Source organism: Rhodoferax sp. P2_H8_2 (genome assembly GCF_056403235.1).
Window position 1 is genome coordinate 211,152 of sequence record NZ_JBFUFW010000004.1, and the last position, 20,042, is coordinate 231,193.

Consider the following 20,042-nt stretch of genomic DNA (forward strand, 5'->3'; position numbering starts at 1 on the left):
TCAAGGAGTTTGTATGAGCGTGCAACAGGACATCGATGCGTACATTGCTTCTCTACCCGAAGCAAAACGAAGTGACATGCAGGAGCTGCACCAAAGCGTGCTGAAGCTGATGCCAAAGGCCAGGCTGTGGTTTCTGGATGGCAAAGACGAAAGAGGCAAAGTGGTTTCCAACCCCAACATCGGCTATGGCGTGCGGACTATCCGCTACGCCGATGGAAAGTCCAAAGAGTTCTACCAGATTGGCATCAGTGGCAACACTACCGGAATTTCTGTCTACATCATGGGCATAGACGACAAGAAGTATCTTCCCGACACCTATGCAAAGCAGCTAGGTAAGGCCAGCGTGACCGGGTATTGCATCAAGTTCAAGGCGCTGAAGGATATTGATCTTGCTGTTTTGCAAGCGGCCATCCGGGACGGGGTTGCGCAAACGAGCGCCTGAGTCAGGAAGACTTAACCGACTGATTGATAGGGGGTTGGGCGTGCCAAGTCACCTGGGCCTTTACGTCAGGAATTTGATCGTTTGTTGGATGTTCTAAATTCCCTTCATACGTAAAAGTTCCTGTGGCGATCACATTCAATTCACCTACGACTACTTTCCCGCCAGGGGGAAAGAAGGCAATCTTTCCGGTTGTAAAGGTCGCACCTGGAATCAATAGTCTTAGGCAAAACCAGACTGCCTTTGATAAATCGCCGATGACTTCATCCAGCGGCTGTCCGATTTCTTTGGCAACCGAAGTTTCTGAACCGCCGTGCGTAAGCTTGTCTCTGCAGGTTTTTAGTTTGGCGAGGAATTTTTTCGTATCGGGGACCTTTATGAGCTCTAAGACATCGCGCATCGCGGCAATTGGCGTGGGAATTCTCTCTGGTTTGTCGCCACAAACCTCGCAAGCAAGAAAGCCTCCATCACAGCGTCTGCACGTTAGGCGCAACCGGGTTGGCTGCTTGCTGCCTTCGGCCAGAACTTCCAGAGCCCGCCAAAATTCGAGAAACTGGTCAGCTGCTATCGGCGTGATCATTGCCTTTCGATAGCAGTGGAGTCCACGTCGCAGGTACTCCGGCATCTCCATTGCGCTTAGGTCCTCGATGCTTTTCGCGAAACCAGAATGAAGTGCAAGTTGTGGCGGGAACCTTGCATCCATCGTGTGCGTGCTTCGAATTTGTCGTTCTTTCTTTCCGGACTCCCAATCGACGACCCGAATCACTTTAATGATCTGAAAGCGGACAGAAGTGAGCATGCAGAGGCAATCAAGTGCTTGGGCTAAATAGCCCCGAAATTGCGTTTCAACATCCTCAAAAGTCTCAGAGTCTCCGTAGACTTCGCCGATCAAGTATTCGGTTTGCTGGGACTCTCCCACAGGACCATTGCGGAGAATTATTTCGACATTTGGCCCAGGGACGCTGAACTTTAGTACAGCCAAATCTTCTTGCAGAGCTAGGTCTGCTCGGATTTCCAGATCGGCTCGGTAGCGTGTCATAGAGTCGGTCTGGGAAGTTGCAAATCAAACCACTTTCGCCCGCTCCAACATCGCATGCAACAACACATTGCACCCCGCCGTAATGTGCTCCGGCTTTGCGTCTTCAATCTCGTTGTGGCTGATGCCGTCTTTGCAGGGGATGAAGATCATGCCGGCGGGGGCCAGCTTGGCCATGTAGACGGCGTCGTGGCCGGCGCCTGATACGGCGGGCATGTTGGAGTAGCCCAGCTTTTCGGCAGCGCGGCCGACGGCGTCTACGCAGTCGTCGTGGAACTTGATGGCGGAGTAGCTGGAGACCATTTCAATCTTCACATCGAGGCCGCTGTCCTTGGCCATCTTCGCGGCGAAGGCTTTGACTTCGTCGGCCATCTGGTCGACCAGTGCGTCAGTGCTGTTGCGCAGGTCGATGCTGAACTTCACGCGGCCGGGGATCACGTTGCGGCTGTTGGGGAAGACCTGCACCATGCCCACGGTGCCGCGGCCATGCGGCGCGTAGCGCAGGGCGGATGCAACCACCTCTTGCATGATGTACGTGGCGACCTGCATGGCGTCCTTGCGCAGCGCCATGGGCGTTGGGCCGGCGTGGGCTTCCATGCCGGTGACGGTGCAGTCGAACCAGCGGATGCCCAGCACGCCGCTGACCACGCCAATCGTGGTGTCGTTGTCTTCCAGCACCGGGCCTTGTTCGATGTGCGTCTCAAAGTACGCGCCAATCGGGTGGTCGCCGGGTTCCTGCGTGCCGATGTAGCCGATGCGTTCCAGTTCGCCCTTGACGGTCTTGCCCTCGGTGTCGGTGGCGGCGTAGGCGTGCTCCAGAGTGAAGGCCTTGGCGAACACGCCCGAGCCCATCATCACAGGCACAAAGCGCGAACCTTCTTCGTTGGTCCAGAAGGCGACCTCGATCGGCGCTTCGGTTTCTATGCACAAATCATTGAGCGTGCGCACGACTTCGATGCCCGCCAGAACGCCGTAGTTGCCATCGAACTTGCCGCCGGTGGGTTGGGTGTCGATGTGGCTGCCGGTCATGATGGGCGGCAGGTCGTTGTTGCGACCAGCGCGGCGCATGAAGCCGTTGCCAATCTTGTCGATGGTGATGCTCATGCCCGCTTCTTCGGCCCACTTCAGCACGAGGTCACGGCCCTGTTTGTCCAAGTCGGTCAGCGTCAGGCGACAGACGCCGCCCTTTGGCGTGGCCCCGATCTGCGCCAGCTCCATCAGCGACGCCCACAGGCGTTTGCCGTTGATGCGGATCTTGTCAATGTCTACAACGGTATCGATAACGGTGTCGGTGGCCATGGTGTGACTCCTTAACGTTTGACGGCGGTCGGTGCCAGGGTTTCTGCGCGCAGCTTGTTGGCTGCGAAATTGTCGCTGAAGGCGGGGCGTTTGATGTAGCGGCCCTTGCCTTTGACGGCGCGCAAGTCGCCTTTGACAAACACCAGCTCGCCCTGGCTGATGGTGTGGCTGGGGATGCCCTTGACGGTGCGGCCTTCGAAGATGTTGAAGTCGCCTTTGCTGAACTGCGTCTTGGCCGACAGCGTCTTGGTGCCTGCGGGGTCCCACACCACCAGGTCGGCATCGGCGCCCACAGAGACGCTGCCTTTTTGCGGGTAGATGTTGAACAGCTTGGCGGTGTTGGCGGACGTCACCGCGACAAACTCGGAGGGCGTCAGGCGGCCGGTGTTGACGCCTTCATCCCAGACCACGGCCAGGCGCTCTTCCACGCCGCCGCAGCCGTTGGGGATCTTTGAAAAATCGTCTTTGCCCGCAGCCTTTTGCGCGGCACAGAAGGTGCAGTGGTCGGTGGCGGTGGTGTGCAGGTTGCCGCTTTGCAGGCCTTTCCACAGGAACTCGCTGTTGCCCTTGGGGCGGAACGGCGGGCTCATCACGTGGGCTGCGGCGGTCGCAAAGTCCGGGTGGCGGTAGACGCTGTCGTCCAGCACCAGATGGCCCGCCAGCACTTCGCCATACACACGCTGGCCGCGCGCGCGGGCGCGGGCGATAGCCTCGGCAGACTCAATGCAGCTCACGTGCACCACATAGATCGGCACGTTCAGCACGTCTGCAATGGCGATGGCGCGGTTGGCCGCCTCGGCTTCGACCATGGGCGGGCGCGACAGTGGGTGGCCTTCAGGCCCTTTGATGCCCATGTCGGATACCGTCTTTTGCAACAGGTAGACCAGCTCGCCGTTTTCGGCGTGCACGGTAGGCATCGCGCCCAACTCCAGCGAACGCTTGAAGCTGTTCACCAGCGTTTCGTCGTCACACATGATGGCGTTCTTGTAGGCCATGAAGTGCTTGAAGCTGTTGACGCCTTCTTCCTTCACCAGCGTGCCCATGTCCTGGCGCACCTGCTCGCTCCACCAGGTGATGGCGACGTGGAAGGAATAGTCACTCGCCGACTTCTCGGCCCAGCCGCGCCACTTGCGGTAGGCGTCGAGGATGTTCTCCTGCGGGTCGGGGATGACGAAGTCGATGATGGTGGTGTTGCCACCGGCCAGGCCCGCCGCCGTTCCCGTGTAGAAGTCGTCCATCGTGGTCGTGCCCATGAAGGGCAGTTGCATGTGGGTGTGCGGGTCGATGCCGCCGGGCATCACGTACTGGCCGCCCGCGTCTACCGTGGTCGCGCCCGCTGGGGCGGTCAGGTTGTCGCCCACGGCGACGATCTTGCCGTCTTGCGTCAACACATCGGCGCGGAAAGCGCGGTCGGCGTTCACCACGGTGCCGCCTTTGATCAGAATGCTCGTCATGTCTGCTCCTAATTCAGTAGCTGCTTACGCACGTTCTACGGGCGTTTCAGGCACTTTTTATTCCAATTTACCTCTGTAGCCTTGGGCCTATGCCTCCTGGCGCATCGGGTTGTTCGGGTGCGTCGTCCAGTTGGCGTACTGGTCGCTCACCACCTTGCCCGTGCGCTCGTCGGTTTCGCCGGGCTTCAAGTCCCGCAGGGTAATACATTCCGGCACCGGGCACACGGTCACGCACAGGTTGCAGCCGACGCATTCGTCTTCCATCACTTCAAAGTGGCGCTTGCCGTCTTTCTGGAAGGTGATGGCCTGGTGCGAGGTGTCTTCGCAAGCAATGTGGCAGCGGCCGCATTGGATGCAACTGTCCTGATTGATCACCGCCTTGCTGATGTGGTTCAGGTTCAGGAACTGCCAGTTGGTGACGGTCGGCACGGCCTTGCCGACGATCTGGTCCACGCTGGTAAAGCCCATTTCGTCCATGTAGTTGGACAGGCCATCCGCCATGTCCTGCACGATCTTGAAGCCATAGACCATGGCGGCAGTGCAGACCTGCACCGTGCCCGAGCCGAGAGCAATGAAGTCCAGCGCATCGCGCCAGTTGCCAATGCCGCCAATGCCGCTGATGGGCAGGCCGGCGGTCTCTGGGTCGCGCGCAATCTCGGCCACCATGTTCAGCGCAATCGGTTTCACCGCCGGGCCGCAGTAGCCGCCATGGCTGCCCATGCCGCCAGTGTTGGGGCTCATCTTCAGCGTGTACGGGTCCACGCCCATGATGGAGTTGATGGTGTTGATCAGACTCACCGCATCGGCACCGCCCGCCTTGGCGGCGCGGGCCGGCATGCGCACGTCGGTGATGTTGGGCGTGAGCTTCACGATCACCGGCAGTTTGGTGTACTGCTTGCACCACGCGGTGACCATCTGGATGTATTCGGGCACCTGGCCCACGGCCGCGCCCATGCCGCGCTCGCTCATGCCATGCGGGCAGCCAAAGTTCAGCTCAATCGCGTCGGCGCCCGTGTCTTCAACGCGCGGCAGGATGGCTTTCCACGATTGCTCTTCACAGGGCACCATCAGCGACACGACCATCGCGCGATCCGGCCAGTTGCGTTTGACTTCGGTGATCTCGCGCAGGTTCAGTTCCAGGTCGCGGTCGGTGATCAGCTCGATGTTGTTGAAGCCCATCAGGCGGCGGTCGGGCGAGAGCAGGGCGCCGTAGCGCGGGCCGTTGACGTTGACAACCGGTGGCCCGGCTTCGCCCAGCGTCTTCCAGACTACGCCGCCCCAGCCCGCTTCAAACGCGCGGTTGACGTTGTAGGCCTTGTCGGTGGGCGGGGCAGAGGCGAGCCAGAAAGGGTTGGGGCTTTTGACGCCAGCGAAAGTGGTTGCGAGATTGGCCATATTGGTTCTCCGTTATTCAGTGTGCGCCGGATCAGGCTTTGAGGAAAGCGTGGATCGCTTTGGCGGATTGCTTGCCGTGCTCGACGGCTTCAACGGTCAGGTCCAGCCCGCCCGCGCGGCAGTCGCCACCGGCCCATACGCCCTTGAGGTTGGTTGTGCCTTCGGCATCGGTGGCGATGCGGCCGTCTTTCAACGCCAAACCGCCTTGTTCCAGCACCGGGTTGCCCAGCTTTTGGCCGATGGCTTTGAGCACCATGTCGGCTTCAAATGTGATCTCGCGGCCGGTGGATTGCAGCCTGCCGTTGACCAGCGACTGGTCGGCAAAGCGCACCGCCGTCACATGGCCGTCGCGGCCCAAAATCTCTACGGGTGAAAGGCACTGGTGCAGCACCACGCCATTGGTCTGCGCCCATTCCTGCTCGGCTTTGGAGGCGCCCATCGCATCGCGCCCGCGGCGGTACACCATGTGGACCACCTTGGCGCCCAGGAGCTTGCTTTGCACGGCGGCGTCTACCGCGGTCATGCCGCCGCCAATCACGACGACGCGGCGGCCAATCGGCAGTTTGGATTTGTCTTCTGCCTGCCGCAGCGCGGCGATGAAGTCCACCGCGTCCTGCACGTCCGTCAAATGCTCGCCCGCCACGCCAAGCTGGTGCGTGGTGGACAGGCCCATGCCCAGGAACAGGGCGTCGTAGTCTTTGCGCAGTGCGTGCAATTGTTCTGCTGTTTCCAGCTTCCAGCCGTTCTGGATCGTGATGCCGCCAATGCCCAGCAGCCATTCGATTTCCTTTTGGGCGAAGTTGTCGGGCGTCTTGTAGCTGGCCAGTCCGTATTCATTCAGGCCGCCAGCTTTCGGGTTGGCGTCAAAGATCACCACGTTATGCCCCTCACGCGCCAGCATGTACGCGCAAGACAGGCCAGCCGGGCCAGCGCCAACCACGGCGATCTTCTTGCCGGTCGCGGGCGGGCGGGTAAAGACCTGCGGCTTGTCGCTTTCCATCAGCGCGTCCACAGCGTGGCGCTGCAGGCGACCAATCGACACCGGGCGGTCTTCTTGCGTGTTGCGCACGCAGACTGCCTCGCACAGGTTCTCGGTCGGGCACACGCGGGCGCACATGCCGCCCAGCGGGTTGCTGTCCAGAATCGTTTTGGCCGAGCCGCGCAGATTGCCATCGGCAATGCGCTTGATGAACGAAGGCACATCGATGCTGGTGGGGCAGGCCGTGGCGCAAGGCGCGTCATAGCAATACAGGCAGCGCTCGGCCTCCAGCAGCGCCTGCGTCGCAGTGAGGCGCGGCGTGGCATCGGCAAAGCGCTCTGCGTATTCAGCAGGCGTCAGGCGACCAGCGCGTACGTCCGGCAAAGAGGAGGGCGAAGAGCTATGCGAAGTGGGCAAAGAGGGCATCGTCATATGGGTATCTCCAAAAAACTGACCGTTTAGTCAAGTTATTGCAATGCATGCTAGCAATCCACGTGCCAATGCGACATTGGGGTTTGTACGTGGCATGGGCGGTATGAATGGCACAATTGAGAACTATTCTTGTTTGAGTTGCCTTCCATGTCCCCGTCGATCCCTGATCTCCCTGCGCTGCCAACCTCTTTGGAAGGTTTGGCGCGTCTGACCCCCGATGAATGGAAAGCTGTGATTGCTGCGGAACCCAAAGTCGCGGTGCCATGGATGGAGCAAGCAGCTGAACTGGGCCATCCCGATGCGCAGATCGCGTTGGGCCAATGGCTGCTGGATGGCCATGGCACGGAGCGCGATCCAGCGCGGGCGCTCAGTCTCTTTTTGAAAGCAGCCCAGCAGGGGCATGTGATGGGCATGAACATGGCGGGCCGTTGCTTTGACAATGGCTGGGGCACCGAGGCCGACCATTTCATCGCCGCCAACTGGTTCCGCCAGGCGGCCCATGCCGGGCTGGACGCAGGCAAATACAACTACGCCAACCTGCTTGCCGCCGGCAAGGGTGTGCCACAGAACCATGCGGAGGCGATCCAGTGGTACCGCCAGGCCGCGGACCAGGGCCACGCCAAATCGATGACCAAGCTGGGCCACTATTACGAAGACGGTCGTGTCGTGCCCAAGGACATGGACGCGGCATTCTTCTGTTTTGAGGAAGGCGCGCGCGGCGGCGATTTTCGGGGGATGTTCAACTACGCAGGCATGCTGGCCGCTCGTGGGCAAATGGAGCTGGCGCTGGACTGGCTGCGCAAGGTGCCGCTGACGGCAACGCCGCGTTACAAGAAGGAAGCAGGAGAGTTGTTGCTCCAGTCACCGCATCCGGCGTTTCGCGAAATCGGTCAGCAGATGCTCGATAGCGTCTCTGCGCGCACCACCACGGCTTAGGCCCGGCTACCGCTGCGCCCCCAGCGCCGCGCAGCTTCTTCGGGCGTTTGCCCAGCAGCTGTCATCGCACCTAGCGGAGCAAGCAGGGCGTCGAGGTCTGTCTCATCAAACTTCAGCGCGCCCGCCGCGTCATGCCCCAACACGCTGTCGGCCAACGCGAGCTTGCGCGCTTGCAACTCCAGCATGCGCTCCTCAATGCTGCCTTCCACCACCAGCTTGTAGACAAACACGGGTTGGTCCTGGCCGATGCGGTGGGCGCGGGCGGTGGCCTGTTCTTCGACGGCCGGGTTCCACCATGGGTCCATATGGATCACCGTGTCGGCCGCGGTGAGGTTGAGGCCCACGCCACCGGCCTTCAGGCTCAGCAGCAGCACGGGCACTTCCTGCGCCTGAAAACGTTGCACCACATCGCCACGCTCCGTGGTGGCGGTCTTGCCGGTGAGGCTTAGGAAAGGCAGGGCTTGGGCGTGCAGCTGGTCGGCAATCAAATCAAGCAGCTCCGTGAACTGCGAGAACACCAGCACGCGCCGGCCTTCCTCCACCAGTGCCGGCAGCATGTCGGCCAGCAGTTCCAGCTTGGCGCGCTCCATGGTGTCAGCCAGCTTGCTTCCTTTGACCAGATACGGGTCGCAGCAAACCTGGCGTAGCTTCAGCAGCGCATCCAGAATGCTGATCTGCGCGCCGTTGAAGCTTTGGCGCTGCAACACGCGGCGCACCTGTTTGTCGGCGGCTACGCGCACGCTTTCGTACAGCTCGCGTTGCTGGCCTTGCAGTTGCACGCGCTTGATGACTTCGGTACGCGGCGGCAGTTCGCTGGCCACATCCTGCTTGCGGCGGCGCAGGATGAAGGGGCGCACGCGCTGGGCCAGCAGTGCTGCGCGCAGGGTTTCGCCATTCTCTTCAATCGGCTTGCGCCAGCGTGCGGCAAAGTGGCGAGCGTCGCCCAGAAAACCCGGCATCAGCCAGTCGAATTGCGCCCACAGTTCGCCCAGGTGGTTTTCCATCGGCGTGCCCGTCAGGCACAGGCTGTGGCGGGTCTGCAGGCGGCGCAGCGCGCGGGCGCTGCGGCTGCCAGCGTTTTTTACCATTTGCGCTTCATCCAATATGACGAGGTGAAAACGCTGCGTGGCCAGTGCATCCATGTCGCGCCACAGCAGTGGGTAAGTGGTCAACACCAAATCATGGTGGGACATCTGCGCGAACAGGCCTGCGCGGTCCGGGCCTTGCAGCGTGAGCAGGCGCAGTTCTGGCGCCATGCGTTGGGCTTCTGCCTGCCAGTTAAAGATCAACGAAGTGGGTAGCACCACGAGTACGGGTAGGTCCAGCCGCCCCGCGTGTTTTTCGGTCAGCACGTGGGCCAAAGCCTGCGCGGTTTTGCCCAGGCCCATGTCGTCGGCCAATATGCCGCCCAGGCTGTGGAAGCGCAGGTACTGTAGCCAGGCCAGGCCTTCGAGTTGGTAGCTGCGCAGTTGCACCTGCAGACCTTCGGGTGCGGCCACGGGCTGTGGTGTGCCCAATGCTTTCAGGCGTTTGGCCAAGCTGGCCAGACCCATGTCGCCTTCCAGTTGCCACGCGTTGTGCGGGCCTACGCGGTGTGCGTCCAACAGGCTGGCGCGCAGGGCATCCAGGCGCCGCGCTTCCCATGCGCCCAGATGCAAACCCTGGTCCTGGTTGCGCTGCGGGTCGGTCAGTAGGTCCACCATCGCGCCGACGATGGCCTTCAGGGGCGCCGCCGGTGCGTCGATGCGTTTGCCGCCCGGTGCGCGAAGCGAGACGATGGAGAGATCGTCGATGGCGGCGATCTGCGCGGCGTTGAGCCAGCGGTGGTCGCGGCGCAGCAGATCGGCCAGCATGGGCGCCAGGTCCAACGTCTGGCCGTCGATCTCAATCCCAAGGCTTAGCAGCCAGGCGCCCTCGCGTGCGGGGAGGTGCAGTTTCTCCACGCCGCGCCCGGGTTTGACCAGCGGGCTGTCCAACTCTTTACCCAGAATTTCGCCGGTGTCGGGGCTGACCACCAGTTTCCAGCGCTGCACCGGCACGCTCTCGTGGGCGAAGCCGGGCTTGACCACGACGGACCAGCCCTTGGCTTGCAGTTGCGGCACCTGGTCGGCCCAGAAGTCACCAAAGAACTCTTCTTGCGGCAGCGTCCACACCGAACCCAAAGCAGGGCCATGCTCGCGGCTGCGCCACTGGAACGATGCCTCTGCCAGCGGCACAAAGCCCATGTCCCACACCAGGTCCATCGCATCGGCTTCTGCCGCGAGATCACGCTGCATACGCACGACGGGGCCGCCAGTGTCGAAGATTTCCTGAACCGCGTTGGGGCGGTTGTTGAGGATGGAAGTGGGAGCAGGCGTGTGCCAACGGTCACCGGTATCTGTCTGGTAGGTCCAGTCGAATTGCGCCAGCGTCACGCTATCGCCGCGCGGGCCTAACTTGCCCTGCGGTTTGAGTCCAAGCAGGCCATCGCCGCGGCCCAGGGTTTGTAGTGTGAGGCGAGGGCGGAACTGGCCGGGCACGCCGTCTGTTGGCGTTTCCATCACCGGCGCTGGCTCGGCAGGCGGCGGGCTGTCCATGCGCAGCAGCGCCATGACGCGGGCCGCATCCGCATCAGAGAGCGTTGGCAAGCCTTTCAGCGTGGCGGCATCGGCCTTGCGCCGCAACGCTTCGACCCAAGCAGCCACATTGCGGTCGCGCTGGTCTGCGCCGGGGGTGGCATTCTGTGAGCTTTTGCGGGGCTGAACCATGCGTAGATTGTGCCGCCTGGCAAGGGGCTTTTATGACCTGCGATACTTATCAACATGCTCCATAGCACCCCCCTCATCACCACCATCGCCACCGCGCTCGGCCTGGCGCTGGTATTCGGCTTTCTGGCCGTTCGTTTCAAGCTGCCTGCGCTGGTGGGTTACTTGCTCGCGGGCGTTTTGATTGGCCCCTTCACGCCGGGTTTTGTGGCAGACGGCCAGATCGCGGCGGAGCTGGCTGAAATCGGCGTGATGCTGCTGATGTTTGGCGTGGGCATGCATTTCTCGCTGGACGATTTGATGTCCGTGCGCAAGATCGCACTGCCTGGCGCGGTGTTGCAGATCGCAGTGGCCACGGCCATGGGCGCGGGTGTCGCGCATTTCTGGGGTTGGCCCATGGGCGAGGCCGTGGTGTTTGGTCTGGCGCTGTCGGTGGCGAGCACGGTGGTGCTGTTGCGTGCGCTGGAGTCCCGCGGCGCGCTGGATTCTCTGAACGGCAAGATTGCGGTCGGCTGGTTGGTCGTCGAAGACCTAGCAATGGTGTTGGTGCTGGTGCTGTTGCCGCCCTTGGCCGGATGGCTGGGCGGCACGGTGCCGGATGCGGCCCACGGCGGTGGGAGCAATGTGTGGTTCTCGCTCGGCTTGACGCTGTTGAAGGTCTCAGCCTTTGTCGCTCTGATGCTTGTGGTGGGCCGCCGCGTGTTCCCCAAATTGTTGTGGATGGTGACGCTGACCGGCTCGCGCGAGCTGTTTACGCTGTGTGTGATCGCCGCGGCGGTGAGCATTGCCTATGGCGCGGCCATCTTGTTTGGTGTGTCGTTTGCGCTGGGCGCGTTCTTTGCGGGCATGGTGATGCGCGAATCGGAATTCAGCCACCGCGCTGCCGAAGATTCTCTGCCGCTGCGCGAAGCGTTTGCGGTCTTGTTCTTCGTGTCGGTGGGCATGCTGTTTGACCCCATGGTGCTGGTCAATCAGCCGCTGCAGGTATTGGCCGTGCTGGCCATCATCATTGTCGGCAAAACCGTCGCCGCCGCGGGGTTGGTGCTGTTCTTCCGCTACCCGCTCAACACGGCGCTGAATGTATCGGCCAGTCTGGCTCAGATCGGCGAGTTCTCGTTCATCCTGGCGGGCTTGGGCGCTAGTCTGGGGCTGTTGAGGCCTGAAGGGCAGAGCCTGATTCTGGCTGGAGCCCTGCTGTCGATTGCGATCAACCCGCTGGTGTTCAGCGCCATCGATGGCCTGGAACGTTGGATTCGCGCAAGCCCCCGGCTGGTCAATATGCTGGAGCGCCGCGCCGACCCGTTAGCCGAACTGCCGATGAGTACGCATGCAAAATTTCTGTCGGGCCAGGTCGTTCTGGTCGGTTGGGGCCGCGTCGGCAAGCGCATTGGCGCCGCGCTGACAGAGCAGGGCATTCCGTTTGTGGTGGTGGAGCAAAACCGGGAGCGCGTAGAGCAATTGCGTTTGAACGGTCTCACCGCCGTGTCGGGCGACGCGGCTGAGGCCGGGGTCCTGATACAGGCACACATCGCGCATGCCAGCATGCTGGTGACGGCCACGCCCGATGCTTTCTATGTGCGCCAGATGGTGAAGAACGCCCGCATGCTGAACCCCGGCATCGAAACCGTGGTGCGTACGCACAACACAACCGAAGCCGAGCTGCTCGCGCAAGAGAACATCGGCCGCGTGTTCCTGGGCGAAGATGAATTGGCCCACAACATGGGCACGCATGTGCTGGAGCGGTTTGGGAAAGCCGCCTAATGTGGCCCCCACGCTCCGCCGCTTTGCGGGTCGCTGCCCCCCGAGGGAGCTAATTCCCCTTGGGGCGGCCCTGCGGGGAATTGGTCTCTTGTCTTAGCGCGCCAAGCGCTTTAATTCAATGCAATCCGGCGTGAACGCGAACGCGTAGTCCGGGTCTGGCTGCACCAGATGGGTTTTCTTGCCCGCGTAGTGCATGCGGGAGAGCAGGTCGCGAATCAAATTCAGGCGGGCCTGGCGCTTGCTGTTGGTAGCCACGATATGCCACGGCGCGACGGCGGTATGCGTTTGCGTCAGCATGGCGTCGCGTGCGGTGGAATAGGCCTTCCAACGCTTCACAGCCACCGCGTCTATCGGGCTGGTTTTCCATTGCTTCAGCGGATCGTTCATGCGGCTCGCCAGGCGTTTGATTTGTTCGTCCTTGCTGATGTCCAGGTAGTACTTCATCAGCTTGAAGCCGGAGTGCACCAGCATCTCTTCGAATTTGGGCACGGACTGCAGGAAGGCGTGGTATTCATCGTTGGTGCAAAAGCCCATGACCTTTTCCACGCCGGCGCGGTTGTACCAACTGCGGTTGAATAAGACCATTTCCTCGGCCACTGGCAAATGCGCGATGTAGCGCTGGAAATACCACTCCTGTTGCTGGCGGCTGGATGGCACACCCAGCGCAACCACACGCGTTTCGCGCGGGCTCAGGTATTCAACGATGCGTTTGATGCTGCCATCCTTGCCCGCTGCGTCGCGGCCTTCCAGCAGGATGATGACTTTCTCACCGCTGCGGATGATGTGTTTCTGCAGTTTTACCAGCTCAATCTGCAGCAGGTTCAGCTGGGTGCGGTATTCCTTGCGAGAGATCGCGCCGTCTGGCACAGGCGCTGTGGGCTCCGCCAAACCTGTGCGGTGACCATCGTTGGCAGCCGTGTCGGCATCCGATGGATTTGGTTTTTCCTGTGCGCTGGTCTTGCTCATATCGTGGTTTCGCTAAAGCCCCATGCTGTGCGCTCTGCAAAGCGGGGTCGGTGCGGTGTCGAACAATGGCGCTGCAAGAATTATTGTGCCTGGGGGTTACCTGGCACACGGAAGGATGTGTTGCACAGCCCTACGCTGCAAGCTGCATTCACAACATCCCTTTGAGGAACTCCATGAAAACTTCTTTGCTGCTCTCCGCCTTGCTGATCACCTTGGGCGTTTCCGCCTGCCAGCCCACGACCGCGCCACCCGCTGTCGTGATGGTGCCGGGTCCTGCAGGTCCAGCCGGCGCAACCGGCGCCACCGGTACTGCGACCAATGTGCCCGTCCCCGGTGCCACAGGCGCAACTGGCGCTACCGGCGCGCCGGGCTATGACGGCAATACAGGAGCTACAGGCGCCACTGGAAGTTCCGGCGCCACGGGTGCACCGGGCTACGACGGCGTCAAGGGCGATACCGGACGCACCGGTAAGCCTGGCGAAACGATTGTGGTTGTGCCAGTTCAAAAGTAACTGCACGGTCCAAAAAAAACCGGTGGTTGGTATGTTTGCGAACAGAAGGATGGGGCGTGTGTCAAATACGCTTCAGTCGTCATTCACCACAACCAACCATTGGGGAAACGCCATGAAAACGACGATTGCTTTGCTATTCAGCACTTTTGTTCTTGCGCTGGGCATGGCCGCATGCCAGCCTTCGACACCACAGCCGGTGGTCGTGGTACCCGGACCTGCGGGCCAACCCGGCCCGGCAGGTCCTACGGGTCTGCCCGGTGCCCCTGGTACCAACGGCACAACCGTTGTGGTCCCCGTGCCTGTTCCCGCGCCAACCGCCAGCGCGCCCAGCAACTAAGCTGGGTGAATAGCTGGGAGGCGCAGCATAGGTTTGCGCCAGAGATTGCAATCCGCAGATGACCAAGGAGCGGCATATGTCCTATTGGCGGCTTTTCGGTGTTCGCATGTCGACACTGCTCGCGTCAACGGCGCTGTTCGTTGCCTGCGGCGGTGGGGCAGGCGGGGCGCAAACAACGCCCCCGCCGCCACCGTCCACGTTTGGCATTCAATTGCAGCAGGTCGCCTCCGGCCTCATGTCGCCGGTATTTCTGACCGCACCCAGCGGGGACGCGCGCCTGTTCATTGTTGAGCAACCCGGGCGCATCCGCATCCTGAAGAATGGCGCACTCACCGGGGTGCCGTTTCTCGACGTCAGCGCGCGAATTTCGTCCAGCGGAGAACGTGGCCTGTTGTCGATGGCGTTTGATCCAAACTATGCGACCAACGGGTTCTTCTTTGTTTATTTCACCGTGCCCAACGGCGATATCGCCATTGAGCGTTTCAGCCGGTCTTCTGTCAACGCAGACCTGGCGGACCCCGCATCGGCCTTGCGCATATTGACCATTTCCCACTCCAATTTCTCCAACCACAACGGCGGGCAGCTGAGCTTCGGTCCGGATGGTTTTCTGTACGCGGGGATAGGTGATGGTGGTGGTAGCGGAGACCCTTCGGGCAATGGGCAAAACACCAATGTGCTGCTGGGCAAGATGTTGCGCCTGGATGTGCGCAGCGCGTCGCTGACCGATCCCTATGCCTCCCCGGCTGGCAATCCGTTTATCGGGCAGGCCGGCAAGCGCTCCGAGATCTGGGCGACCGGCTTGCGCAACCCCTGGCGCTTTGCGTTTGACGGAGTGCAACTGTATGTCGCCGACGTGGGGCAGGACAGCCGCGAAGAAGTCAACATCGCCGCAGCGAGTGCCGCCGGTTTGAACTACGGCTGGAAGGTGATGGAAGGCACGCAATGCTACGGCGCCGGCACCTGCAACATGACGGGCCTCACGCTCCCGGTGCTGGAGTACGAGCACGGCGCAGGGGGCGTCAACGGCTGCTCCATCACTGGCGGCTACGTCTACCGCGGCAGCGCGATGCCCGAGGTCCAGGGCCGCTACTTTTATTCAGACTACTGCGGCGGCTGGCTGAAGAGCTTTGCCTTGCGCGATGGCGCGGCCGCCGAGCGCACGACCTGGCCGGTTGCGAATGTGGGCCATATCCTTTCGTTTGGCGAAGACGCGCAACGCGAGTTGTATGTGTTGACGGATTCCGGCGTGGTCTACCGGCTCGTGAAGTCCTGAGCGATCTGCTCAGGCAACCACGGTGCGGTTGCGGCCGGTTTCCTTGGCTTGGTAAAGCGCCGTGTCCGAGCGCTGTATTGCCGCATCCAGATCGGGCTCGCCTGCTTGCCACGCGCTGACACCGGCACTGAAACGCAAGATCTCTCCGGTTTGCAGGGGCTTGGCCTCCAGTCGCTTGCGTATGCGCTCTGCCAGATGTTCCGCATCGGCGAGCCTGCCGCCGGTCAACACGACGCAGAACTCTTCACCACCGTAGCGCGCCACGAGGTCGGACTGGCGCGCTTCTTCGCGGATGCAGGCGGCGAACAGCTTCAGGGCTACGTCCCCCGCGGGGTGGCCGTGGGTGTCATTGATTTTCTTGAAGAAATCCAGATCCATCATCATCACGATCAGGCCGTGGCTGCGGCGCCGCGCGACGGCTATCTCGCGCGCAGAGGCCTCCATCAGCGCACGGCGGTTGAGCAAACCGGTCAGTGGGTCCGTCAATGCCAGCCGCAGATTTTTGAACCAGGCGCGGTCCTGGTGCAGCATCAACAGGCTCACATTGATCAGCACCACCGTCATGAACGTGGTCCACATGGACAGCACATTGATCGGCGTGGGGGAGCGAAGATCGGGCATCAGCTGCGGCGCCACGGCCGTCAGCAGTGATCTGGCAAACAGGCTGATCGCAAAGATGGAGAACCCGGCCACCAGCAGGTAGCGCGAACGGTCTGTTCCGTCCTGCCGCGGTTTCAGCAGCGGCCAGCAGCACCACAGCGCTTGGCCACCCAGCACCAGATTGGCAAAAATGATGCGGCTGTGGCCATCCTCCAGCCAAATGGTTTGCTGTACCAGGCACACCAGGGGTACCAGCCAGATTTCCCAACGCGCTACCGATTCGCCATAGAACCGCTTCAGGCTGATGCGCGACAGGCTCAGGCACAGCGACAGCAGGGTGACCGCGACCGCCGCCGACATGAAGCCCGGCACATGCGATTTGGCAATGAACAGCAGCCAGCCACACACTTCCAGCGCACCGGCAATCGACCATTCCAGCAAGCCATCGCGAAAGCGCCCCCAAAACACGACCACCAGCATCAGCACAAGAAGTGTCTGTGCCGTCAGCGCGGAGAGGAACAGGGTAGGGACGTCGAGCATTGTGTTTTTGCCGGTGTTGCGGCCATTGTGACGCCAAAATGCCGCCTTTCCGTGCGGCGCAGTGTCTCGGGGATTGCTATAAATTCAGTAGCTGCTTACGCACGTTCTACGGGCGTTTCAGGCATTTTTCCCTCTGAAATCGCTTATTCCAGCAGGGCTGCCGCTTCCTTCTGCCCCATACGTTGCGCGTGTTGCAGCGCGGTCAGTCCCTGTTTGTCGGTTGCGGCGCGGTCAGCGCCCAGCTCCAGCAGGTGCTGGACGATCGCGGTGTGCCCGCCAATTGCGGCCCACATCAGCGCGGTGCGGCCCTGCGTGTCCCGCGCCTGCAGTGACGCGCCGTCATTCAACTGCGCCAGCAACATGGTCAGGTCTCCCTCGCGCGCCGCCAACAGCAGCAGTGTTGCATCTGGTCGATATGCGCTGCGTGCCACGGAAATCGATTTGGTGGGCGCTGGCGCTGGAGCGAAACTGGATGTCAAGGGCGCGGTCTCTCGCGCCCGGGCCGCGCTGGGCGCGGCGCGGTCTGCGCGCGGTTCTGCGTTCGCGGTAGCGCCCAGGCTGCCCTGCATGGCGGGCCGATCAAACGCCGCTGCTGGCGCAGGCGCTGCATCCGCAATTTTTGCGGCTGGAGCCGCTGGTCCGGGTGCGAAGGGGGGCGCAGGCGCGGCAGGTGCGGTAGGTGCCGCAAGTGCTTTGGCGGCGGTGGCGGCCTCAGGTGCGTGCACCTCGGCTACTTGCGCTTTGCGCGCGACGGCCTCGGTAACAGCAGTCTCCTTGCGCATGGCCGGTGCCATCGGCGCAGTCGGGGCCGTGGGTGCAACTGCAACGGGCGCAGGCGCAACGGCTGCAGAGGGCTTGGACGCCTCAGCCAATTCGGAAGGCACAGCGGAATGCACAGGCGCCGGTACCGGCTCCTGCCATTCCGGCGTGTCCTTCATGTGCAGCATCAGCATGCCCAATACGGGTACCAGCAGGACGCTGGCGACCAGGCCGGATTTCCATTGCGGCCAGTTGGCCGCAGCTTTGACGCTTGGCGCGGCTTCCGCGGTGGCGGCCGCACGGCCTTGCGCCAGCATCGTGGCGTGGGCCAGCACAGCCGAACGCACCTGTGGCGCCGGCTGCGCGTCGTCCATCGCCGAGGCTTCTTCGTAGAGGCGTTGCAGATCGTCTTGCGGTGTGGTCATGCCATGTCCTTCAGTGCTTCGCGCAGATGGTTGCGCGCGTAGCGCAGGCGGCTCTTGGCCGTCTCGAAACTGGTGCCCGTGGCCCGGGCGATTTCCTGTACATCCATGCCAGCCTCCGCCTGCAGCAGGAAAGCCTGCCGCTGCGCTGCGGGCAAGGATTCAATCGCATCCAGCAGGGCCCGCGCCTGCTGCCGTGATTCCAGTTGCCGCACTGGGCCAAAGCCCGAATCGGCGGCCAGCGTCAATGCCGGTCCGCTGTCGTCATCCGCTTCAACGTCCAGGCTGACATGCGCCTTGGCGGAGCGAAAGTGGTCCACCACCCGGTGGTGCGCCAGCGTGAACAGCCATGTCTTGAACTTGGCGCTGGGCTGGTATTTGTCGGCCTGGCGTGCCACGGCAAACCAGACGTCCTGCAACAAATCATCCGCCACTGCCTGCACCCGCACGCTGCGCAGGATGAAGCGCCAGCTGCCCATCTCGTGGCGGCGGTACAGCACCTCAAACGCCGCAACGTCGCCCTGGCCATAGCGCAACATCAGGGCTTCGTCGGTGTCAGAGATGTCCGCAGGCATCCGCAAATTATGGTGCCATCACCGTCGATCAATAGCGGCGTACCGGTGGGTCCGGCACATAGGACGCGGTCTCGGACTGCGGGAAGGGCTTGGGGATGCGCCGGTTGGTGTCGGGGATCACTCCCATCGCTATCAGTGACTCGCGGCTGTCGTAGCGGATTCGGATGACCTCATTGGGTTGGGATTGCGCGCGTTCGAAGCCGGTGTGCGATACGACCGATGTCTCGCGCTGGCCGTGGCCCGTGCCCAGCCGTTGTGCTGCCGCGGGTGCGCTGTCGGCGGCACGGCTGCTTTCCAGATTCAGCGCCAGGCCTTTTGCGGCGGGTGCTGCAGGTGGCGGGGGCGCCGCTTCCTCGCGGATGCGTGACTCGCTGGCGGCGCCGTCTTTGCGGAGCATGCCCAACGTTGGAAAAGGTGCAGGTGCGTACTGAACCACGGGTTCGGGTTGGCGCTCCTTGAACAGCGCGACGCCAATCACACCCACTTGCGCGGGCCGCCCCGTCTGCGCTGCATAGGAGTCCCCTGAAGCGGCAAACTCGAAGGCCGCAATCTCGCTGTCGCTCTTGCGCCAGCCGGTGATTTCATAACCGCTGTAGTTGCCGAACACATAGCCGGTCTGGTTGTAGCCGGCGGCGGCACCGCTGAGCACGTTGATGCCATCGACCGACGTGACCGCCAACAACCGCTCACCGCCCTTGTTGCGGATGGCGATGGCGTAGCGCGCGTTGGGTTGCCCGGCGACCCAGTATTCGCCGCGGTGCATGTAGACCGGCAGCGTGGCGCCGGTGTTGCGGTCAATCAGATTGATATCTGCCAGACGCCCTATGGCCAGAGCAGGCAGGGCGGAGCAGGCCAGCAGGGAGCACAGGGCCATGTTCCGGGCAGAAATGCGCAAAAACCGTTTCATAAGTCAACTCCATAGCAGTGGTGGAGTTGACTTAAACGGTGGCGCTGAGCGAATGGGGTTAAACCCCGTGAATTATTTTTTCAGGTTCAGGCCTGCGGCCAGGCCCAGGCAAACAGGGCGCCGGTGATCAGCGCGTAGACCAGGCCATCGACCGTGCCGCGCAACGTCGTTCCCCAGGCGCGACCGTACCAGATTGCCAGCGGCCACAGCGCCAGTGCGTATCCAGCAAAGGCAGTTTCCCAGACCACATGGAACACCACCGCGTGGTGGGCGCCCGGCGCCAGCGATATCGCGGCCACATGGGCGGCGATCAGCGTCACCACCACAGAAAACAAAAACCACTGGCCCAGCGTCTTGCCCATATTCGGCATGCCGTTGGGCAGCACGGTCATCATGACATTCGGGCCGGCATTCTTCTTGGCGGCAAATTCCGGCGACTTCATCTCTTCCATGCTGTCGCAGCTTGGCGCCACGTAGTCCCCTGGTGGCAGCGCCAGCGGGCGCATCGCTTCCAGAAACTTCTCTTCGTCGGGTACCTTGGGGTAGTCCTTCTTGTGCCAGGGCGTGGCCATGTGGATCACGGAGCTGGTAATGAAAACTGCCACCGGCGCCAAAGCGATGGGCAGCCACAAAGAAGCCATATCAACCATGTCTGTCTCCTGTTGTTATCAATAAC

The 20,042-nt window shown here is 62.0% G+C and carries 18 protein-coding genes; 6 read left to right on the forward strand and 12 right to left on the reverse strand.

The features are described 5' to 3' along the window. Positions 1–13: 13 nt before the first annotated feature. Entirely contained in the window at positions 14–442 is a 429-nt protein-coding gene (locus AC1DV6_RS09470; RefSeq protein ID WP_477977204.1) for a hypothetical protein, read from the forward strand. A gap of 1 nt (position 443) precedes the next feature. On the opposite strand, the gene mauJ is transcribed toward AC1DV6_RS09470, so the two are convergent. The 5 genes from mauJ to AC1DV6_RS09495 form a co-directional block, all read right to left on the reverse strand. Beyond that, entirely contained in the window at positions 444–1,478 is a 1,035-nt protein-coding gene (gene mauJ, locus AC1DV6_RS09475; protein WP_477977205.1) for a methylamine utilization protein MauJ, read from the reverse strand. Between the two features lie 24 nt (positions 1,479–1,502). Further along, a complete protein-coding gene (locus AC1DV6_RS09480; RefSeq protein ID WP_477977206.1) occupies positions 1,503–2,774 on the reverse strand; it encodes a Zn-dependent hydrolase in 1,272 nt (423 codons plus the stop codon). 11 nt (positions 2,775–2,785) lie between these two features. Then, positions 2,786–4,228: a dihydropyrimidinase gene (gene hydA / locus AC1DV6_RS09485; RefSeq protein ID WP_477977207.1), complete on the reverse strand. Its 1,443-nt coding sequence runs from the start codon at positions 4,226–4,228 to the stop codon at positions 2,786–2,788. 87 nt (positions 4,229–4,315) lie between these two features. Next, entirely contained in the window at positions 4,316–5,623 is a 1,308-nt protein-coding gene (gene preA, locus AC1DV6_RS09490; RefSeq protein ID WP_477977208.1) for an NAD-dependent dihydropyrimidine dehydrogenase subunit PreA, read from the reverse strand. A 31-nt stretch (positions 5,624–5,654) separates the two neighbouring features. Continuing rightward, a complete protein-coding gene (locus AC1DV6_RS09495; protein WP_477977209.1) occupies positions 5,655–7,034 on the reverse strand; it encodes an NAD(P)-dependent oxidoreductase in 1,380 nt (459 codons plus the stop codon). 147 nt (positions 7,035–7,181) lie between these two features. Here AC1DV6_RS09495 and AC1DV6_RS09500 point away from each other — a divergent pair, with 147 nt between their 5' ends. Continuing rightward, entirely contained in the window at positions 7,182–7,970 is a 789-nt protein-coding gene (locus tag AC1DV6_RS09500) for a tetratricopeptide repeat protein (RefSeq protein WP_477977210.1), read from the forward strand. Here AC1DV6_RS09500 and AC1DV6_RS09505 read toward each other — a convergent pair. Beyond that, the gene (locus AC1DV6_RS09505) at positions 7,967–10,717 is read right to left on the reverse strand and encodes a DEAD/DEAH box helicase (protein WP_477977211.1); all 2,751 of its coding nucleotides are present in this window, start codon (positions 10,715–10,717) and stop codon (positions 7,967–7,969) included. The two genes, AC1DV6_RS09500 and AC1DV6_RS09505, sit on opposite strands and share 4 nt — an antisense overlap. A gap of 54 nt (positions 10,718–10,771) precedes the next feature. Here AC1DV6_RS09505 and AC1DV6_RS09510 point away from each other — a divergent pair, with 54 nt between their 5' ends. Next, positions 10,772–12,475: a cation:proton antiporter domain-containing protein gene (locus AC1DV6_RS09510; protein WP_477977212.1), complete on the forward strand. Its 1,704-nt coding sequence runs from the start codon at positions 10,772–10,774 to the stop codon at positions 12,473–12,475. A gap of 93 nt (positions 12,476–12,568) precedes the next feature. On the opposite strand, the gene ppk2 is transcribed toward AC1DV6_RS09510, so the two are convergent. Continuing rightward, positions 12,569–13,441 (reverse strand): polyphosphate kinase 2, encoded by an 873-nt coding sequence (gene ppk2, locus AC1DV6_RS09515; RefSeq protein WP_477977213.1) that lies wholly within the window; start codon positions 13,439–13,441, stop codon positions 12,569–12,571. Between the two features lie 173 nt (positions 13,442–13,614). Here ppk2 and AC1DV6_RS09520 point away from each other — a divergent pair, with 173 nt between their 5' ends. From AC1DV6_RS09520 to AC1DV6_RS09530, 3 genes are all read left to right on the forward strand, one after another. Further along, a complete protein-coding gene (locus tag AC1DV6_RS09520) occupies positions 13,615–13,953 on the forward strand; it encodes a collagen-like protein (RefSeq protein WP_477977214.1) in 339 nt (112 codons plus the stop codon). 112 nt (positions 13,954–14,065) lie between these two features. Continuing rightward, complete coding sequence (locus tag AC1DV6_RS09525; RefSeq protein WP_477977215.1) at positions 14,066–14,290, forward strand: hypothetical protein; 225 nt, start codon at positions 14,066–14,068, stop codon at positions 14,288–14,290. Positions 14,291–14,396: 106 nt separating this feature from the next. After that, positions 14,397–15,563, forward strand: coding sequence for a PQQ-dependent sugar dehydrogenase (locus AC1DV6_RS09530; protein ID WP_477977216.1), 1,167 nt, complete (start codon positions 14,397–14,399; stop codon positions 15,561–15,563). Between the two features lie 9 nt (positions 15,564–15,572). On the opposite strand, the gene AC1DV6_RS09535 is transcribed toward AC1DV6_RS09530, so the two are convergent. The 5 genes from AC1DV6_RS09535 to AC1DV6_RS09555 form a co-directional block, all read right to left on the reverse strand. Continuing rightward, a complete protein-coding gene (locus tag AC1DV6_RS09535; RefSeq protein ID WP_477977217.1) occupies positions 15,573–16,703 on the reverse strand; it encodes a GGDEF domain-containing protein in 1,131 nt (376 codons plus the stop codon). Between the two features lie 143 nt (positions 16,704–16,846). After that, positions 16,847–17,887 carry an ankyrin repeat domain-containing protein gene (locus AC1DV6_RS09540; RefSeq protein WP_477977218.1) on the reverse strand — a complete coding sequence of 347 codons (1,041 nt, stop codon included), beginning with the start codon at positions 17,885–17,887 and terminating at the stop codon, positions 16,847–16,849. Further along, complete coding sequence (locus AC1DV6_RS09545) at positions 17,884–18,459, reverse strand: sigma-70 family RNA polymerase sigma factor (RefSeq protein ID WP_477977219.1); 576 nt, start codon at positions 18,457–18,459, stop codon at positions 17,884–17,886. The genes AC1DV6_RS09540 and AC1DV6_RS09545 overlap by 4 nt, the downstream gene beginning before the upstream one ends. A gap of 28 nt (positions 18,460–18,487) precedes the next feature. Continuing rightward, on the reverse strand, positions 18,488–19,366 hold the full coding sequence (locus tag AC1DV6_RS09550; RefSeq protein ID WP_477977220.1) for a hypothetical protein: 879 nt from the start codon (positions 19,364–19,366) through the stop codon (positions 18,488–18,490). 86 nt (positions 19,367–19,452) lie between these two features. Next, the gene (locus AC1DV6_RS09555) at positions 19,453–20,007 is read right to left on the reverse strand and encodes a hypothetical protein (RefSeq protein WP_477977221.1); all 555 of its coding nucleotides are present in this window, start codon (positions 20,005–20,007) and stop codon (positions 19,453–19,455) included. Positions 20,008–20,042 lie beyond the last annotated feature (35 nt).

What these genes read in the sequence shown, in the direction of transcription:
- AC1DV6_RS09470 (WP_477977204.1), top strand. Translation starts at nt 14, where the DNA reads ATGAGCGTGCAACAGGACATCGATGCGTACATTGCTTCTCTACCCGAA.
- mauJ (WP_477977205.1), bottom strand. Translation starts at nt 1,478, where the DNA reads ATGACACGCTACCGAGCCGATCTGGAAATCCGAGCAGACCTAGCTCTG.
- AC1DV6_RS09480 (WP_477977206.1), bottom strand. Translation starts at nt 2,774, where the DNA reads ATGGCCACCGACACCGTTATCGATACCGTTGTAGACATTGACAAGATC.
- hydA (WP_477977207.1), bottom strand. Translation starts at nt 4,228, where the DNA reads ATGACGAGCATTCTGATCAAAGGCGGCACCGTGGTGAACGCCGACCGC.
- preA (WP_477977208.1), bottom strand. Translation starts at nt 5,623, where the DNA reads ATGGCCAATCTCGCAACCACTTTCGCTGGCGTCAAAAGCCCCAACCCT.
- AC1DV6_RS09495 (WP_477977209.1), bottom strand. Translation starts at nt 7,034, where the DNA reads ATGACGATGCCCTCTTTGCCCACTTCGCATAGCTCTTCGCCCTCCTCT.
- AC1DV6_RS09500 (WP_477977210.1), top strand. Translation starts at nt 7,182, where the DNA reads ATGTCCCCGTCGATCCCTGATCTCCCTGCGCTGCCAACCTCTTTGGAA.
- AC1DV6_RS09505 (WP_477977211.1), bottom strand. Translation starts at nt 10,717, where the DNA reads ATGGTTCAGCCCCGCAAAAGCTCACAGAATGCCACCCCCGGCGCAGAC.
- AC1DV6_RS09510 (WP_477977212.1), top strand. Translation starts at nt 10,772, where the DNA reads ATGCTCCATAGCACCCCCCTCATCACCACCATCGCCACCGCGCTCGGC.
- ppk2 (WP_477977213.1), bottom strand. Translation starts at nt 13,441, where the DNA reads ATGAGCAAGACCAGCGCACAGGAAAAACCAAATCCATCGGATGCCGAC.
- AC1DV6_RS09520 (WP_477977214.1), top strand. Translation starts at nt 13,615, where the DNA reads ATGAAAACTTCTTTGCTGCTCTCCGCCTTGCTGATCACCTTGGGCGTT.
- AC1DV6_RS09525 (WP_477977215.1), top strand. Translation starts at nt 14,066, where the DNA reads ATGAAAACGACGATTGCTTTGCTATTCAGCACTTTTGTTCTTGCGCTG.
- AC1DV6_RS09530 (WP_477977216.1), top strand. Translation starts at nt 14,397, where the DNA reads ATGTCGACACTGCTCGCGTCAACGGCGCTGTTCGTTGCCTGCGGCGGT.
- AC1DV6_RS09535 (WP_477977217.1), bottom strand. Translation starts at nt 16,703, where the DNA reads ATGCTCGACGTCCCTACCCTGTTCCTCTCCGCGCTGACGGCACAGACA.
- AC1DV6_RS09540 (WP_477977218.1), bottom strand. Translation starts at nt 17,887, where the DNA reads ATGACCACACCGCAAGACGATCTGCAACGCCTCTACGAAGAAGCCTCG.
- AC1DV6_RS09545 (WP_477977219.1), bottom strand. Translation starts at nt 18,459, where the DNA reads ATGCCTGCGGACATCTCTGACACCGACGAAGCCCTGATGTTGCGCTAT.
- AC1DV6_RS09550 (WP_477977220.1), bottom strand. Translation starts at nt 19,366, where the DNA reads ATGAAACGGTTTTTGCGCATTTCTGCCCGGAACATGGCCCTGTGCTCC.
- AC1DV6_RS09555 (WP_477977221.1), bottom strand. Translation starts at nt 20,007, where the DNA reads ATGGCTTCTTTGTGGCTGCCCATCGCTTTGGCGCCGGTGGCAGTTTTC.